This is a genomic window from Corynebacterium sp. MSK218 (assembly GCF_030232655.1).
Classification (GTDB): Bacteria; Actinomycetota; Actinomycetes; order Mycobacteriales; family Mycobacteriaceae; genus Corynebacterium.
Genome location: NZ_JASPGN010000002.1, coordinates 52196 through 67917 on the forward strand (window position 1 = coordinate 52196; position 15722 = coordinate 67917).

Here is a 15722-nt window from a genome sequence, read left to right on the forward strand (position 1 = left end):
GCGTGCGCCGTCTGAAACGATAAAGAAGCAGGTCAGACGGGTTGAACCCAAGGTGTGGGCTGGGGCACCATGCAAGGGTGAAAATCAGCACAAAACCTTTACTTGGTGTTATTACTGTTGCCCTCGCCGCCACGATTGGGGGGTGCTCCGCCACCGGCGGGGCACCCCGCCCCAGCGCCGACGGCGAACTAGCCGGAGGCGTCGATACCGAACGCCTCGTTGTCGCCATGGTCTCCCACGGCGCGCCGGGTGACACGTACTGGGACCTCGTACGCAAGGGCGCGGAGGATGCCGCGCGCAAGGACAACATTGAACTGCGCTATTCCTCCGACCCGGAGGCTCCCAACCAGGCCAACCTGGTCCAGTCCGCCATCGACTCTGGCGTGGACGGCATCGCCGTGACCATGCCGAATGCGGGCGCTATCGGCCCTGTGGCCAAGAAGGCCGCCGACGCTGGAATCCCCACCGTGGGGCTCAACGCCGGCATGGATGATTACCAAAAGTACGGCATGAGTGCTTTCTTCGGACAAGAAGAAAAGGTCGCGGGCACCAAGGCAGGCGAGCGCCTCAAATCCGAGGACGCGAAACACGCGCTGTGTGTCATTCACGAGCAAGGCAACTCCTCCCAGGAGGCGCGCTGCGCGGGCCTGAAGGAAGGAATGACCGGCGGAAAGGTGGAGATCCTCTACGTCAACGGCAAGGACCTCACCGCTGCGCAGTCCACCATCAACGCCAAGCTGGCGCAGGACAAGTCCATCGACTGGGTCATGGCACTGCAGGCCTCGGTCGCCATGCGCTCGACCGCCGCGGTGGCGGATGCTGGCTCTGAAGCGAAGGTCGCCACCTTCGACACCAACGCTGAACTTGTCGGCGCCATCGCGGACGGCAAGGTGCAATGGGCCGTGGACCAACAGCCTTACATGCAGGGCTACCTTGCTGTCGACGCCCTGTGGCTAGCGCACCGCAACGGATCCACGCTGGGCGGCGGCCGCCCGGTCTACACGGGTCCGTCCTTCGTGGATTCCACCAATGTCGACATCATTTCTGAGTCGGCAAAGGAGGGCCTGCGATGAGCCAAGCGGTGCCGGTAAGGGGTGACGAGGAGGCGTCGACAAGCACAGGCGATACCCGCCTGACCCAACGCAGCGGATTCTCCCGTCTAATCCGCCGCCCAGAGTTGGCTAGCCTGCTCGGCGCGGTGGTCATCTTTGCCCTGTTCATGATTGTCGCCCCTGCCTTCCGTTCCCTGGAGGCCTTCTCCACGGTGTTGTATGCCAGCTCCACGCTGGGAATTGTGGCCCTCGCAGTGGGCCTGCTCATGATCGGCAACGAGTTCGACCTGTCTTCCGGCGTGGCCGTGACTTCTGCGGCGCTCGTGGCCACGATGCTCAATTACAATTTCCACCTCAACTCCTGGGTAGGTGTGGGACTGTCTCTGCTTACCGCGCTGGCCATCGGTGCACTCAACGGCCTGTTGGTCACGCGCACCAAGATTGATTCCTTCCTCATCACCCTGGCGGCCTTCCTCATGCTGCAGGGCCTTAACCTGGCTATCACCAAGCTGGTCACCGGCCAGGTGGCCACGCCCACCATCGCGGATATGGAAGGTTTTCCCTCCGCGCGCGTGGTGTTCGCCGGAACCCTGCACGTGGGCTCGCTGAGTATCCGTGCCACGGTCTTGTGGTGGATCCTCTTCGTGGCGATTGCCTCGTGGGTGCTGTACAAAACGCGCTGGGGAAACTGGATCTTCGCCGTGGGTGGTGACGATGCTGCCGCCCGTGCCGTAGGCGTTCCCGTGCGCCGCGTCAAGGTGGCGCTGTTTATGTTCGTCGGTTTTGCCGCGTGGTTTGTGGGCATGCACACGCTCTTTGCTTTTGACTCTATCCAGGCAGGCCAAGGCATTGGCAACGAGTTCCTTTACATCATCGCCGCCGTAATTGGTGGCTGTTCCATGACCGGCGGGCGCGGTACCGCGGTGGGCACCGCCATCGGCGCGCTCATCTTCGGCATGACCAATCAGGGCATCGTATATGCCGGCTGGAACCCGGACTGGTTCAAGTTCTTCCTCGGCGCCATGCTGCTTTTTGCCGTGCTGACGAATACGTCGGTAGCCAACTTCACCAAGAGGCGATAAACCATGATTGAGCTGCACGATATTTCCCAAACTTTCGGCAACTTCCACGCCCTGCGCGGCATCAACCTTACCGTGCAGGAAGGTGCGGTGACCTGCGTTTTAGGTGACAACGGCGCGGGCAAATCCACGCTGATCAAGATTCTGGCGGGCCTCAACCAGCCCACCGGTGGCACCATCACTGTCGATGGAAACGAGGTTCGTTTCGATAGTCCGCGCGATTCCCTCGATGCTGGTATTGCCACCGTGTACCAAGATTTGGCCTTGGTGCCCTCGCTGTCGGTGTGGCGCAACTTCTTCCTGGGTCAGGAGCTGACCGGTCCCTTGGGGCTCTTACGCGAGGAAGAAATGAAGCGCATTACGCACGACCAGCTGGCTGAGATGGGCATTGTGCTTGGCGACGTCTCCGTGGAACTCTCCGCACTCTCCGGCGGCCAGCGCCAGGTGGTCGCCATCGCGCGTGCCATCTACTTCGGCGCGCGCTACATCATCCTGGACGAGCCCACCGCCGCGCTCGGCGTAAAGCAGTCCGGCATGGTGCTGCGATTCATTAACGCTGCCCGCGAGCGCGGCATGGGCGTGGTGTTTATTACTCACAACCCACAGCACGCCTATCTGGTGGGCGACCACTTCGTGGTCCTGACCGTTGGAGAGATGTCCTTAGATGCCGCCAAGGCGGACGTTACCCTTCCTGAGTTGACCCAGTGGATGGCCGGCGGCGATGAGCTGGAGGAGCTCAAGCAGGAGCTGGCGCGCTAAGCTAGCCCGCATGACAGTAAGCGGCGTGAGCGTGGGCACCGACCTAGTGCACATTCCCTCCTTTGCCCAGCAGCTGGATACCCCGGGCACGAGTTTCGAGCGGGTCTTTAGTGCCTTCGAGCTACGCGTCGCACAGTCCCGAGGGATGGATGGGGAGGCCCGTGCGCAGCACCTGGCTGGGCGCTGGGCCGCCAAGGAAGCCTTCATCAAGGCATGGTCCCAGGCGCTCTATGGGAGTGCTCCGGTCATGGCAGAGGAGGACGTGGACTGGGCAGAGATTGAGGTCCGCCCCGACGCCTGGGGCCGCGTGGCCCTAGCACTGCGCGGGGAGATAGCCAGCCAAGCCCACGACTCCTTGGGGGAGTACACCACAGCGCTCACCATCAGCCATGACGGCGACTATGCCACCGCCACGGTCATTCTTAGCCGCCAGTCGCAATAGCGAAGAGGTAAGCGATGAGCATGCGCTTAATTTCTTCCACCACGCCGTCGACGCTGTCTTCGGAGCGCATGATGCTGTAGTTGAGCAAGGACACCACCGTGTGGACGAGGAAGGCCGCGATTTCTATCCGGGCGGCATCGTCCATGTCGGGGGCTAGGGGCTTGATGATCTCCGCGATGGGCTTGAGCAGGCTGAGCTCCGTGTCGGCGGCCGTGGCACGGGTGGCCGGCGTGGATTGCACGGCATGCCACACCGCGCGGCGTGAGGGGTCATTGCGCCACACTCGCGCCATGCGGTCGATGAATTCCTCGAGAAAGTCCGGCCACTGAAGTGCTGGAACGCGATGCGAGAAACGCTCGACTTCTGCCAACATCTCCGCGGTATCTTGGCGGTCAAGCTCGCAAATTAGCACATACTTGTTGGCAAAGTATTGGTACAGCGTGCCAATGGGTACCTCCGCGCGGCGCGAGACCTCGTCGAAGGTAAAAGACTCAAAGCCATGGTCCACGAGCGTCTGACGCGCGCAGGACAAAATCCGGTCATATTTGGCGCGGCTGCGCGCCTGTGCTGGCCGACGCCTCGGGACCAGTATCTCCGGTGACTTTGAGCTGGATTCCACGGTCTAGTTGAGCCCCTTAAGCACGCGGGCAACGTGGCCGGTGGCCTTCACGTTGTACATGGCCTGGCCAATGGTGCCGTCTTCCTCCACAAGGAAGGTAGAACGGATAACGCCTTGGACAACCTTGCCGTAGTTCTTTTTCTCCCCGAAAGCGCCATAAGCAGTCATAACTTCCTTGTCGGGGTCAGACAGAAGGGGGAAGTTCAGTTCGTGGTCCTCACGGAACTTTGCCAGGGCCTCCGGCTTGTCGGGGGAAATGCCCACGACGGCGATATTCATTCCGTTGAGCTGCTCGAGGCTATCGCGGAAATCGCAGGCCTCCTTGGTGCAGCCAGGGGTATTGGCGCGCGGGTAGAAGTAGACCACGACGCGCTGGCCGGCAAAGTCGCTCAGGCTTACGGTGTTACCGGCATCGTCGCTCAAGGAAAAGGCTGGTGCAGTGTCTCCTACAGACAGTCGTTGTGCTTCAGTCATGGTCCCCACCCTACCGTGATCGCGGCCCTACCCTCCCCGCGAGTAGACATGCGGGCAACGCTGGGGTCAATGTAGAATGTCGACGTTAGAACAAAAACACAGTCAAAATCTCAGGAGATTTCCCGTGGCACGCAACATTGATGATATCCAGCGCGACATCGAGCGCACCCGCCGTCAGCTGGCTAGCACCTTGGATGAGCTGGCTTACCGTAGCAAGCCGCAGAACTTCGTGGACGACGCCAAGGGAGCTGCCACCCAGAAGCTGCAGGACCGCAACGTGCAGATGGCGCTCGCTGGCGTCGGCGCTGCCGTCGTAGGACTCATCGCTTTCTCCGTCTTCCGCTCCAGGCGCCGCAAGTCCGACATTAAGGAGCTGCAGCGCCTGCTGGCTGAGCGCCGCTAAACGCCACTCCTTGTGCGCTGCGCCGACGGCGCAGCGCGAGCACCCCTGTCGTGGACACCTTCACGGCAGGGTCTTTTTTATGCTCTGCCGCCTCCAAGAAAAGTGGAGCCTACCCTATATCGGCTTTGGGTAGCCTAACCTGAATGTGTAATATGAACTCGTCCTGATTGGAGTGCGCACTCCCCACGTGGGTTCCGCACACGACGATGAAAGTTCGAGGAACAACAGTGGTTCACAGCCCCACACAGCATCTGACAGCACGACCGCGAGCGGTAGGAACCTTCGCCCTAGTGGCAGCACTGGCCAGTACCGTGGCAGGCTGCGCCGCCGGAACAACAGCCGAGGACTCTACGCAGTCCGCATCTGCTGACGGCACCGCTGCCGTGAGTTTCACGGACCTGGCTGGCCGCCACGTGGAGCTGGACCATGAGCCAGAGCGCGTCATTTTGGGCGAGGGCCGCGCAGTATTTGCCACCGGCGTCCTGAATGCTGAAGACCCCCTCGACAAGGTTGTAGCCATCGGCTCGGATCTCAAGCAGAACGTGCCCGACTACTACCGCGAGCTGGAAAAGAGCGTCCCTAAAGTTAATGAGCTGCCCGAAATCGGCGGTTTCACCAAGGGTGATGTCACCGTGGAGGAACTCATCAACCTTGACCCCGACCTCATCGTTCTTTCGAAAGACCAGTACGAGGCATCCCAAACTGCCGGGCTCACTGACAAACTGGACCAAGCCGGACTCACTTACGCCGTTACGGACTTCCGCGCCAAGCCGCTGGAGAACACCGTGCCCACCATGGAAATCTTCGCCGATATCTTTGGTCATGAGGATCGCGCCGAGGAATTTATCGCGGACTGGCAGAAGAACGTTGACCTAGTGAAAGAACGCGCAGCGAAGGTGAAAGACAAGCCGTCCACCTTCGTGTGGCGTGCGGCAGGTGTGTCGGACTGCTGTGGCTCCTGGAATGACTCCAACATCTCCCAGTTGGTCAACGTCGCCGGCGGTAAGAACGTGGCAGATGGCCTCATCGACGGCGAGTCCGGCGCCCTTACCCCCGAAAAGGTCATCGACGCCGATCCGGACATGATCATCGCTACGGGCGGCGACTGGTCCTCCAAGGTTGATAACTCTAAGGGCCACACTGGCTTCGCGGCCGCCGGCTACGGCATCAGCGAGAAGGACGCCCACGCCAGTGTCGCCACGCTTGCCGACGTCCAACCTGGCTTCCCCGATCTCACCGCCGTGAAGGAGCACAAGCTCCACGGCTTGTGGCACCAGTTCTACAACTCGCCTTTCAACTACCTGGCACTGCTCCAGATCGCTGCCTGGCTCCACCCCGAGGACTACGCCGACATCGATGTGCAGCAGGAATGGGCCAAAGCCCAAGAGAAATACTCGCCCGTCCCCGGTGACGGAACCTTCTTCAGCACCAACTAGTCATGAGCATTACCGCATCAAGTGCACGCCCAGTCAGTGCCCAGCACATCACGAACGAAGACTCCGAGCCGAACGCTGCACCGAAAGCTGCATCGAACGCTGCGCCGAACCCAGTAGCGGCCGCCGCGGCGCTCGCACAAGAACACTCCCGCGTTACGCGCCGACGCATCGCCATCGTTCTTGCCCTCGCCGCCGCAGCCCTCGCTGCCTTCCTAATCAGCGTCATCGTCGGCGCCATCGACCTCACTCCTGGTGAGGTACTGCGGGGACTGGTGGACCCGGGAGGCGTCGACAAGCAAACGCGTACCGTCCTCTGGCGCCTGCGTCTGCCCATGGCGGTCATGGCGCTGCTCATTGGGGCCAGCCTATCGGTAGCCGGCGCACAAATGCAGACCATCCTGGATAACCCTCTTGCCGAGCCTTTCACGCTGGGCATTTCCGCCGCCGCGGCCTTCGGAGGGGCCAGCGCCATCGTTCTGCGCTGGCAGCTGCTGGCCCAGCCGCAGTTCAACCTCGCGCTTATCGCGTGGCTGTCCGCGGCCATCGCCACGGCTATTATCGTTGTCGCCGCCGTTCTTCGTGGCGCCAAGTCGGAGACGATGGTGCTGCTCGGCATCGGCCTCGTCTTCTTTTTCCAGGCCATGCTGGCGCTCATTCAATACCGCTCCTCCAGCGAGGCCCTTCAACAGATTGTCTTTTGGTCCATGGGCTCGCTGACCCGTGCCAGCTGGCAGGCTAACGCCGTGCTGGCCGGAGTGCTTGCGGTGGCGCTGCCCATCTTGGGGGCACTGTCGTGGCGCTTGACAGCGCTGCGGCTTGGCGACGCCCGCGCCACCGCCCTCGGCATTAACACCTCCCGGCTGCGCATCATTGTGCTCGTCGTGGTCTCGCTCGTCGCGGCCACCACCGTGGCTTTCGCCGGCATCATCGGGTTTATCGGCCTTGTCGGTCCACACATCGCGCGCATGTTGGTAGGCGAGGACCAGCGCTACTTCGTGCCGGCGTCGATAGCCGCGGGGTCAGCAGTCATGTGCGCCGCCCATGCACTGAGCCTCGTCATCAAACCCGGCGTGGCCATTCCCATCGGCATTGTCACCTCGCTGTTGGGAGTGCCGTTCTTCATCGCCATCGTCATGACCCGGAGGAGGGCATTGTGGACGTAGAACTCACGATTTCTGACCTGTCGGCCGGGTACGGCTCACACATGGTCGTGGAGGGATTAAGTCTTCCCACGTTGCGCGGCGGGCAGGTGGTGGGATTGCTGGGGCCGAATGCGTCCGGTAAGACCACGACCATTACGGCGCTTGCCGGCGTACACCGCGCGCGGGGCGGCACGGTGGATCTCCGCGTCGACGGAGAGGCTCCGCGTGGGAAGCGGCGCCGCCAGCTCATCGGCTATGTGCCGCAGGACCTGCCGCACAGCGCGGCCTTGCGAGCATTTGAGGCGGTTCTGATCGCGGCCCGTCGGGAAGTATGCGAAGACCCAGTCGCCCGTACTGCCGAGGTGCTGCACTCTCTGGGGCTGGACGCGATTGCGCAGCGCTACCTCAACGAGCTCTCTGGCGGCCAGCGCCAGCTCGTCGCGGTGGCGCAGATGCTGGTGGGGCATCCGGGCCTCATGCTTCTCGACGAACCCACGTCCGCCCTCGACCTCCACCGCCAGCTCTTTGTCTTGGGCCGTGTGAGGGCGAAAGTGCAGGAGGAAGGCAGTCTTGCGCTGGTGGCGATTCATGACATTAATTTGGCAGCCCGGATGTGTGACCAGCTCGTTGTGCTGAAGGACGGGCAGATCCATGCTCATGGCGCTCCGGTGGATGTGCTGAGTCCTGAGCTTCTGCTCGAGGTGTATCGCGTGGAGGCAGATATCGTGGAGCACCGCGGACATCCCGTGGTGGCTCTGCAGGCGGTTAGTTAGACTTAGGCGGCGTGAGTCGCAATTCGCCCGAGAACCTCCTGTTGTACCTCACTCCGGAGGACGAAGAGTCTGTGCGGGAGGTCTTTGCTGAGCTAGCCGAGCGAGGATTCCCCCTCCAGCGCCAGCGCCCGCACATCACGGTGACCTTTGCGCCAACGATGGGCCAGACTGTGGTGGATCTGGCCCGCGACGTGTTGCCGCCGCTTATTCCCGCAGTATTTCGCCGCGTAGGGACCGTTGTTTTCGGCACCAAGAGCAAACAGACAGTGGCATGGATGTTGGAAACCACCGATGAGTTGGAGACCGCAGCGCGCCAACTGAGCGCCGCAAACCCGGATGGGCGCGGTCCACGCTGGACACCCCACCTGACCATGGGGCTGCGCCTTCCTCGCGCCATGGTGCCCGAGTACCTGCGGGCCCTCGATGAGATATCCGGGCCAGAGCACAAGGAATTCCTCGCCACGAGCGCCGCGTGGTGGCGGCCTAAGTTGGAGCAGCTTGAGGTGTTTTAGGGTTAACCCCAAACATGCGAAATCCCCTCCACCAACTGAGTTGATGAAGGGGATGTACTGTGCGCCATCAGGGACTTGAACCCCGAACCCACTGATTAAGAGTCAGTTGCTCTGCCAATTGAGCTAATGGCGCATTCGTTGTCCCAGCGGCTTCTGATTTCCTCAGTGCCTGCCGTGCAACGAGATGTAACTTTAACACCCCGGCTAGAAAAAGGTAAAATCGCCAGGTTGTTAGCGGTTTTGAGGGTAGTGCATAGCCGCTATTGAACGCTCAGCTGGCGACGGTGTACTCGGGGATCTGCGGATCGATAACGAAACGGTTAAAGGCGGCGGGGTCATCTAGTTTGAACATGGTTGTGCGGACTAGGCTGGGTGCATTGTCTTTATCAACGTCTCATCTATCTAGGGGTTTGTGTGCGTTCTCTATTCCCTAAGGCACGTCCCGCAGGATTTCTCACTGGACTGCTTGCGGCCGCGTCCCTGATGGCCGCCTGCACCATTGGTTCTCCAGAAACCAAGGAAGAAGCGGCGGAGATTTCGGCCGAAGAGGCGCAGGAGAGCGCGGCGGCGGAAGCATCGGCGTCGGCAGCCGCAAAGGCGAAGCAACTCAAGTTCTCGCTCAAGGATGGGGCAGAAGATGTTGACCCTTCTGAACCGATTGAAGTCACCTCCACTGCGGGGCTCAAAGAGGTCACCATGACCAACGAGTCCGGTAAGGTGGTGGAGGACAAGCTTTCCTCCGATTCGAAAACGTGGAAGAACGCCGAGGTGCTGGGCTACAACCGCACCTACACCATTGATGCGAAAGACAAAGACGGCAACCACAAAACCATTACCTTCACAACGCCGCAGGCGGCGGCCGTTTCTGAAGTTGCCTTGAGCCCCCTCCCAGAGTCTGAAGTGGGCGTAGGACAGGTTATTGGCGTGCGCTTTGGCAATTACGTCACCGACCGCAAGGCGGCCGAGGAGGCCATCACAGTCAAGACTGAACCGGCAGTGGAGGGCGCTTTCTACTGGGTTAATAACCAGGAAGTGCGCTGGCGCCCGGCGAAGTATTGGGAGCCGGGAACGAGCGTGACTGTCGACGTCGACCTCTACGGCCGCAACCTTGGCGGCGGCGTCTACGGTGGCGAGGACGCCTCAACGAACTTCACCATCGGTGCCCGCGTCATCACGTTGGTAGATAACAACTCCAAGATGATGTCGGTATTCAAAAACGGTGAGGTTCTGCGCCGGATTCCGATTTCCATGGGCACGGATGGAAAGTGGGATACCCCGAATGGCGTGTATGTCATCGGCGACCAGTATCCGGACCTGACCATGGATTCCACCACCTTCGGCCTGGCGCTCGATGCCGGCGGTTACAAGACCAACGTCAAATGGGCAACGCAGATGTCCTACTCCGGCATCTACGTTCATGCTGCGCCGTGGGCGGTAGGAGCTCTGGGTAGCTACAACCAGTCCCATGGCTGCATTAACGTCACGACCGAAGATGCCCAGTGGTTCCAGAACACCGTCAAACGCGGAGACGTGGTTCGGGTTTCCAATACCGGCGGCGGTGTACTCAGCCCGCTTGACGGTTTGGGGGACTGGAACATGGACTGGGAGACGTGGTCTGCGGGGAACGCTACCGCTAACCAGTAACAACCAGGTGATTGCCGGGTAGCCTCGCAGGCAAACTGTCGATTGTGCGAAGGGAAAGAGCCCACCATGAACTGGTTGATGCGAGCAGCGATAGTGGTTGCGCCGATGTCTTTGGTGGCGTGTTCTGCGGGCAGTGAGGTTGCACCAGCGCCTCGTGACAACTCTCAAGCCTCAAGCGTTAGCACGCCAGTGCCGGTCGAGGAAGGCACCTGCGCTAAGGAATTTGATGTCCCTGCATTGCTGGAGGCTATGCCGGAAGAGTTTGCTGGTTTGCCGCACGACCCAACCTATGATTCGGGTGAGCCTGATGGTTGGGGCCGTTTCTATCAACGTGACGGACTTCAGTTCATGATTGACGCTAGCTATCTGGACGAGGGTGAGACTGATACGTGCCCGCAGGACAATGATCAGGCCGCCCGAGATGTGCGTTCCTTTATTGTTCAGGATTACCAGCGTCAAGAGGAAGAGAATGGCGAAGAGGTAAAGCCCTTTGAAGAGCTCGATTTTAGCGAGGGTGGCCGCTATTTCGCTTGTGCCAAGCACCCCGAGGCGGACTTGCGGCAGTTCTTTTGCGTGACCAGCGTGGGTAATGCGGAGGTTATTAACTTCATGTTCCGCCATTCGCAGGGCGATGCGAAGGACGTCGAGGATATGAAAGGCGCGTCGAAGGAGTTGGCTGCGCTTATCGACGGCGTCGCTTAGGGTGCCCCCGAAAGTTAAATCAGTTAATCCTATTCTGGCGCAGGGTAGTCCTACTACGGGCAACATTGCGGCGTCGTTGCGCGGCCAGCAAAGTGTGTGAAGTGTGGCGCAGCAAGGGATACTGCGTGGTTTGCATCACGTCTCCGTTTTGATGAATCTTGGTGGGAAATAGTTTTCACTGCAAAGATGGAGGCAGAAGTGGATCTCTACGAGTACCAAGCTCGAGACCTCTTTGAAGCTCATGGGGTTCCCACCCTCAAAGGCATTGTTGCGACCTCAGCCGTACAGGCAGAAGAAGCTGCCGCGAAGCTGGGCACGCCGGTTGTCGTGGTCAAAGCGCAAGTCAAAACCGGCGGGCGCGGCAAGGCCGGAGGAGTCAAGTTAGCGCACAGCCCCGCGGAAGCCGCGGAGAAAGCCAACGAGATTCTTGGACTGAAGATTAAGGGCCACACCGTGCGCAAGGTCATGGTGGCAGAAGGCGCGGACATCGCCGAGGAATACTATTTCTCCATCCTGCTTGACCGCACCAAGCGCCGCTACCTGGCCATGCTCTCCAAGGAAGGCGGCGTGGAGATTGAAAAGCTTGCTGAAGAGCGCCCAGACGCACTGATTAAGCGCAGTTTCTCTCCGCTCGACGGTATGACGGACACACTGGCACGGGACATGGCGTATGAGGCGGGGTTTGATGAGGGGGACGTCGCCAAGCTTGTGCCCGTGTTTAAGAAGCTCTACACGGTGTACACGGAGGAGGACGCCACGCTGGTGGAGGTCAATCCACTGGTCAAGACGGTTAGTGGTGACATTATTGCGCTTGATGGCAAGGTTACGCTTGATGATAATGCGCAGTTCCGCCACCCCGAACATATTGAGCTCCAAGACCATGGCGCGACGGACCCGCTAGAGCTGAAAGCGCAAAAGATGGGGTTGAACTACGTGAAGCTCGACGGTTCTGTGGGCATTATTGGCAATGGTGCTGGGTTGGTGATGTCGACGCTCGACGTTGTGGCCTATGCCGGCGAAGATCTTTCTTCGCAGCCGAAGCCCGCGAATTTCCTCGATATCGGCGGTGGCGCTAACGCAGAAGTGATGGCCAACGGGCTCGAAGTGATTCTCAGCGATCCGCAGGTCAAATCCGTTTTTGTCAACGTCTTTGGTGGTATTACCGCCTGCGATGAAGTAGCCAAGGGCATCGTGCAGGCCTACAAGATTCTGGATTCTGAGGGGATTGAACCCAAGCCGCTCGTGGTGCGCCTCGACGGCAACAACGCAGAACAGGGACGCACGATTCTTAACGACGCACACCTGCCCAAACTCGAGCAGGTCGAAACCATGGACGCCGCCGCCCGTAGGGCTGCGGAGCTGGCGAACTAGGAGTAGACATGTCGATTTTTCTCAATAAAGACTCGCGGATCATCGTGCAGGGCATGACGGGTTCTGAAGGCATGAAGCACACGCGCCGCATGCTGGAATCCGGCTCCAACATTGTGGGTGGGGTCAACCCGCGCAAGGCAGGTGAGCGCGTCGATATCGAGGGTCGTGAGATTCCCGTCTTCGGAAGCGTGCGTGAGGCCATGCAAGCTACAGACGCCAACGTCACCGTCATCTTCGTGCCGGCAAAATTCACCAAGGATGCGGCGGAAGAAGCTATCCGTGCCGGCATTGAGCTCGTGGTGATTATTACGGAAGGTATTCCAGTCAAGGACACTGCGGAGCTCTATGCGCTGGGGCGAGAGTCATCAACGCGCATTATTGGGCCCAATTGCCCGGGGCTTTACTCGCCGGGACAGTCCAATGCGGGCATCATTCCCGCAGAAACCGCGCCGAACCCAGGAAAGATTGGGTTGGTGTCGAAGTCAGGCACCTTGACCTACCAGATGATGTATGAGCTATCTGATATTGGTTTCAGCACATGTGTGGGAATCGGAGGAGATCCGATTATCGGCACCACGCATATTTCCGCGATTGAAGCCTTCCAGAACGACCCGGATACCGAAGCGATCATCATGATTGGTGAGATCGGCGGCGACGCTGAGGAACATGCCGCAGCCTACATCAAGGACCATGTGACGAAGCCAGTGGTGGCGTATATTGCGGGTTTCACCGCGCCGGAAGGCAAGACGATGGGGCATGCTGGCGCCATCGTGTCTGGTGGTTCTGGTACGGCAGAAGGCAAGAAGGCAGCGTTGGAAGCAGCCGGAGTGAAGGTGGGAAAGACCCCGTCCCAAGCGGCAGAGTTGGTGCGAGCGGCTCTGGTTTAAAAATGTAGTGCATGGGTTTCCTAACTCATGCACTAAGAAAAGGTTAGCGGGGGAGCCCGCGGCGTCGAGACACTGTTTTGTCGAAGGGGATCCAAAACCGCAGCGCGGCGTCCTGGTTCTTGGAGATGCCGATGCGCGGCCCGCGGACCCACTCAGGTTCCTTATCGCGTTGTTTAAGGCGAATGGGTGTGCCGTTGTCTGCGATGCTGAAGCCAAGCGCCTTGCCTAAGTTGCCGGGGCCGCGGGCGAGATTATGAAATTCCGTGTCACCCCGGCGTTGGTAGGCAAGCTCTATTCCCTCGATGACTTCCCCGCCGCGGAGCAAGCAACCCTGACCGGTGCCTTCGGGCGCGCAGACGATATTGCCGTTCCGGTGAATGCCGTAGGACATGTAGACGTAGAGGCGGCCGGGCGGGCCGAACATGGCGGCGTTGCGCGGGGTGCGGCCGTTAAAAGTGTGTGAGGCCTCATCGTCTGCGCCGAGGTAAGCTTCGACCTCCGTGATGCGTACCGAAACGCCGTTGTGCGTGAGCACCGTGCCAAGAAGCTGGGGAGCAACGACGTCGGCGGTGTCGGTGAAATCGATCATTGTCGCAGTCTAACGTGAAAACAAGCGTTAGGACTTAGCTCTTTCTTCCTCGGCCTCAATCTCTGCGTTGAATTCGCGCTTGGAAGATTGCCACTGGTCCTCAGTCATTCCGATACGCCAGTAGCCAGAGATAGAAACGTCTTCCTTGGGAATTCCAGATTCCACGAAAAGGAAGCGACGCAGCTCTTTGATCATCTCGGCGACACCGTGGATGAACCAGTTGGTTTTCTTCTCCTTGGGGATACCAGCCTCGCGTACCACGCGGGATAGCTCAGTGCCGTGGGTAGCGCCATTGCGGATTACCCAGACGATCTCCACGCCCTCGCGGGTGGGCAGCTCAAACGTGCGGTCTTCTTCCTCGATCTCGATGAAGGCAGTAGCGGTCGCGCCCTCGGGGAGATGCTGGACACCGGCACCGATGGCCGGTGCTGCAGATTCATCGCCGGCGAACACAAAGTGCTCATAGTCTGCGGTTGGTCCCCACGCGCCACCTGGGCCGAGGAAGCCGATCTTCTCGCCGACCTCAGCTACGCGTGCCCACGGGCCAGCCAGGCCGGAATCACCATGGGCGACAAAATCAACGTCGAAGTCCCCGGTCTCTGGGTCTAGGTTAATCAGGGTGTAGGTGCGGAGGATTGGTTGTTTATCACGCGGCTGCTCTTCGCGAATCTGCTGGATATCAAACGGCCAAGAATAATCGGCGCTTTCTGGCACGAATAACAACTTGATGTAGTGATCCGTAAACTCCAGCTCCTTGCCCACAAAAGCCGGGGAGTTCATACTCAACCGAACCAAATCCGGAGAGACCTGGTAGCGACCAGTTACGGTTGCTTCATGCGCCTTGCGGGGCTTGCGCTTCGGCGCTGCCTCTTTAGCTTGGCCAGCCATCGTTATCACTGTCCTTTGAAAACTTGAGTTGCTGTGCAGGCGGAAGCCTACACACTATACAATTAGGTAAGGCTAACATACTCAAGTCCGGCTGGTTGTGGGGCTTGGTGGTGCGCGGGTGCGGTGGTGCTGGGGCTCAATGCAAAAAGTTGACCCCGCATCCTGCTCAAGCAAAATGCGGGGTTTGTTCGGGGTGGCTGACGGGGCTCGAACCCGCGACACCCAGGATCACAACCTGGTGCTCTACCAGCTGAACTACAGCCACCATCGTTGCCTGAAAGCAACGAGATACAGGTTAACCCACGCCGGGGATTTTACAAAAACGCCTGGTAGTCTGCGGTCGTGTCAGCCTTGAGCTGCTCAGCTTCCTCACTCGTGGGGCCTTCATCGGTGCGGAAGACGCTACGGCGGTAAAAGTCGAGCTCGCGGATGGATTCGATAATGTCTTGCAATGCTCGATGCGCCATGCCCTTATCGGGTTGGTTGTAATACGCGCGCGGGTGCCAGCGCCGCGCAAGCTCCTTGATCGTCGAGACGTCAATCATGCGATAGTGCAGGGCTTTATCCAAGCGCGGCATGTAGGTGCGGATGAACATGCGGTCGGTGGCGATGGAATTTCCGGCCAGTGGAGCGGGGTGGGAGGGGTCGCAGTGCTTCTCGACGAGCCTCAAGACCGCTTCCTCTGCCTCCTCGATCGTCACGGTGGATTCGCGAATTTCCTTGTCGAGCCCAGACTTGGCGTGCATCTTGGTGACGAAGTCATCCATCTGGTCCAACTCGTCCTCAGTGGCGTGGACTACGAGGTCGAGGCCCTCGTCCAGGATGGTGAGCTCGGCGTCGGTAACCACGGCGGCGACCTCCACGATGACGTGGCGCTTGGGGTCAAGTCCGGTCATTTCCAAGTCGATCCAGACAAGGCGGTCATTCTTGGTGGGGATTTCACTCATGTC

Annotated in this window: 18 protein-coding genes and 2 tRNA genes; 13 read left to right on the forward strand and 7 right to left on the reverse strand. The window is 59.9% G+C overall.

All coding sequences use genetic code 11. From position 1 onward, the window contains the following. Positions 1–83 precede the first annotated feature (83 nt). Genes QP922_RS01870 through acpS form a run of 4 tightly spaced genes read left to right on the forward strand, consistent with a single transcriptional unit; the run spans position 84 to position 3332 of the window. Entirely contained in the window at positions 84–1073 is a 990-nt protein-coding gene (locus QP922_RS01870; RefSeq protein ID WP_448314850.1) for a substrate-binding domain-containing protein, read from the forward strand. Beyond that, positions 1070–2134: an ABC transporter permease gene (locus QP922_RS01875; protein ID WP_284807578.1), complete on the forward strand. Its 1065-nt coding sequence runs from the start codon at positions 1070–1072 to the stop codon at positions 2132–2134. The genes QP922_RS01870 and QP922_RS01875 overlap by 4 nt, the downstream gene beginning before the upstream one ends. 3 nt (positions 2135–2137) lie before the next feature. Continuing rightward, positions 2138–2890: an ATP-binding cassette domain-containing protein gene (locus tag QP922_RS01880; RefSeq protein WP_284807580.1), complete on the forward strand. Its 753-nt coding sequence runs from the start codon at positions 2138–2140 to the stop codon at positions 2888–2890. A gap of 10 nt (positions 2891–2900) precedes the next feature. Further along, positions 2901–3332, forward strand: coding sequence for a holo-ACP synthase AcpS (gene acpS / locus QP922_RS01885; protein WP_284807581.1), 432 nt, complete (start codon positions 2901–2903; stop codon positions 3330–3332). Here acpS and QP922_RS01890 read toward each other — a convergent pair. Further along, positions 3313–3951 (reverse strand): TetR/AcrR family transcriptional regulator, encoded by a 639-nt coding sequence (locus tag QP922_RS01890; RefSeq protein ID WP_070673075.1) that lies wholly within the window; start codon positions 3949–3951, stop codon positions 3313–3315. The genes acpS and QP922_RS01890 overlap by 20 nt on opposite strands. Before the next feature lie 3 nt (positions 3952–3954). Further along, positions 3955–4425, reverse strand: coding sequence for a thioredoxin-dependent thiol peroxidase (bcp, locus tag QP922_RS01895; protein WP_070673076.1), 471 nt, complete (start codon positions 4423–4425; stop codon positions 3955–3957). 124 nt (positions 4426–4549) lie between these two features. On the opposite strand from bcp, the gene QP922_RS01900 reads away from it, so the two are divergent. The 5 genes from QP922_RS01900 to QP922_RS01920 all read left to right on the forward strand — a co-directional run bounded on the left by QP922_RS01900 (position 4550) and on the right by QP922_RS01920 (position 8691). Further along, positions 4550–4828 carry a DUF3618 domain-containing protein gene (locus QP922_RS01900; protein ID WP_284807582.1) on the forward strand — a complete coding sequence of 93 codons (279 nt, stop codon included), beginning with the start codon at positions 4550–4552 and terminating at the stop codon, positions 4826–4828. A 290-nt stretch (positions 4829–5118) separates the two neighbouring features. Next, entirely contained in the window at positions 5119–6264 is a 1146-nt protein-coding gene (locus QP922_RS01905) for an ABC transporter substrate-binding protein (RefSeq protein ID WP_284807584.1), read from the forward strand. Positions 6265–6266: 2 nt separating this feature from the next. Then, positions 6267–7427: a FecCD family ABC transporter permease gene (locus tag QP922_RS01910; protein ID WP_284807586.1), complete on the forward strand. Its 1161-nt coding sequence runs from the start codon at positions 6267–6269 to the stop codon at positions 7425–7427. Beyond that, entirely contained in the window at positions 7418–8179 is a 762-nt protein-coding gene (locus tag QP922_RS01915; RefSeq protein WP_284807588.1) for an ABC transporter ATP-binding protein, read from the forward strand. The genes QP922_RS01910 and QP922_RS01915 overlap by 10 nt, the downstream gene beginning before the upstream one ends. 11 nt (positions 8180–8190) lie before the next feature. Further along, positions 8191–8691: a 2'-5' RNA ligase gene (locus tag QP922_RS01920; RefSeq protein ID WP_070673081.1), complete on the forward strand. Its 501-nt coding sequence runs from the start codon at positions 8191–8193 to the stop codon at positions 8689–8691. A gap of 60 nt (positions 8692–8751) precedes the next feature. Here the strand turns inward: QP922_RS01920 and QP922_RS01925 are convergent. Further along, positions 8752–8824, reverse strand: a tRNA-Lys gene (locus QP922_RS01925). A gap of 281 nt (positions 8825–9105) precedes the next feature. Here QP922_RS01925 and QP922_RS01930 point away from each other — a divergent pair. From QP922_RS01930 to sucD, 4 genes are all read left to right on the forward strand, one after another. Then, positions 9106–10335 (forward strand): L,D-transpeptidase, encoded by a 1230-nt coding sequence (locus QP922_RS01930; protein ID WP_284807589.1) that lies wholly within the window; start codon positions 9106–9108, stop codon positions 10333–10335. Between the two features lie 66 nt (positions 10336–10401). Next, positions 10402–11037 carry a hypothetical protein gene (locus tag QP922_RS01935; RefSeq protein WP_284807590.1) on the forward strand — a complete coding sequence of 212 codons (636 nt, stop codon included), beginning with the start codon at positions 10402–10404 and terminating at the stop codon, positions 11035–11037. 198 nt (positions 11038–11235) lie between these two features. After that, positions 11236–12408 carry an ADP-forming succinate--CoA ligase subunit beta gene (gene sucC, locus QP922_RS01940; RefSeq protein ID WP_284807839.1) on the forward strand — a complete coding sequence of 391 codons (1173 nt, stop codon included), beginning with the start codon at positions 11236–11238 and terminating at the stop codon, positions 12406–12408. Positions 12409–12416: 8 nt separating this feature from the next. Then, entirely contained in the window at positions 12417–13295 is an 879-nt protein-coding gene (gene sucD, locus QP922_RS01945; protein ID WP_284807594.1) for a succinate--CoA ligase subunit alpha, read from the forward strand. A 43-nt stretch (positions 13296–13338) separates the two neighbouring features. On the opposite strand, the gene QP922_RS01950 is transcribed toward sucD, so the two are convergent. The 4 genes from QP922_RS01950 to orn form a co-directional block, all read right to left on the reverse strand. Beyond that, positions 13339–13884 carry a DNA-3-methyladenine glycosylase gene (locus QP922_RS01950; RefSeq protein ID WP_284807596.1) on the reverse strand — a complete coding sequence of 182 codons (546 nt, stop codon included), beginning with the start codon at positions 13882–13884 and terminating at the stop codon, positions 13339–13341. Positions 13885–13911: 27 nt separating this feature from the next. Next, positions 13912–14772 carry a siderophore-interacting protein gene (locus QP922_RS01955; RefSeq protein WP_284807597.1) on the reverse strand — a complete coding sequence of 287 codons (861 nt, stop codon included), beginning with the start codon at positions 14770–14772 and terminating at the stop codon, positions 13912–13914. A 192-nt stretch (positions 14773–14964) separates the two neighbouring features. After that, positions 14965–15037: transfer RNA gene (locus QP922_RS01960), tRNA-His, on the reverse strand. Positions 15038–15086: 49 nt separating this feature from the next. After that, positions 15087–15719, reverse strand: a complete 633-nt coding sequence (gene orn / locus QP922_RS01965) for an oligoribonuclease (RefSeq protein WP_284807598.1) — start codon at positions 15717–15719, stop codon at positions 15087–15089. Positions 15720–15722 lie beyond the last annotated feature (3 nt).

Coding starts and splice junctions, on each gene's coding strand:
- acpS (WP_284807581.1), top strand. CDS start 2,901: ATGACAGTAAGCGGCGTGAGCGTGGGCACCGACCTAGTGCACATTCCC.
- QP922_RS01950 (WP_284807596.1), bottom strand. CDS start 13,884: ATGATCGATTTCACCGACACCGCCGACGTCGTTGCTCCCCAGCTTCTT.
- orn (WP_284807598.1), bottom strand. CDS start 15,719: ATGAGTGAAATCCCCACCAAGAATGACCGCCTTGTCTGGATCGACTTG.
- bcp (WP_070673076.1), bottom strand. CDS start 4,425: ATGACTGAAGCACAACGACTGTCTGTAGGAGACACTGCACCAGCCTTT.
- QP922_RS01910 (WP_284807586.1), top strand. CDS start 6,267: ATGAGCATTACCGCATCAAGTGCACGCCCAGTCAGTGCCCAGCACATC.
- QP922_RS01935 (WP_284807590.1), top strand. CDS start 10,402: ATGAACTGGTTGATGCGAGCAGCGATAGTGGTTGCGCCGATGTCTTTG.
- QP922_RS01875 (WP_284807578.1), top strand. CDS start 1,070: ATGAGCCAAGCGGTGCCGGTAAGGGGTGACGAGGAGGCGTCGACAAGC.
- QP922_RS01880 (WP_284807580.1), top strand. CDS start 2,138: ATGATTGAGCTGCACGATATTTCCCAAACTTTCGGCAACTTCCACGCC.
- sucD (WP_284807594.1), top strand. CDS start 12,417: ATGTCGATTTTTCTCAATAAAGACTCGCGGATCATCGTGCAGGGCATG.
- QP922_RS01955 (WP_284807597.1), bottom strand. CDS start 14,772: ATGGCTGGCCAAGCTAAAGAGGCAGCGCCGAAGCGCAAGCCCCGCAAG.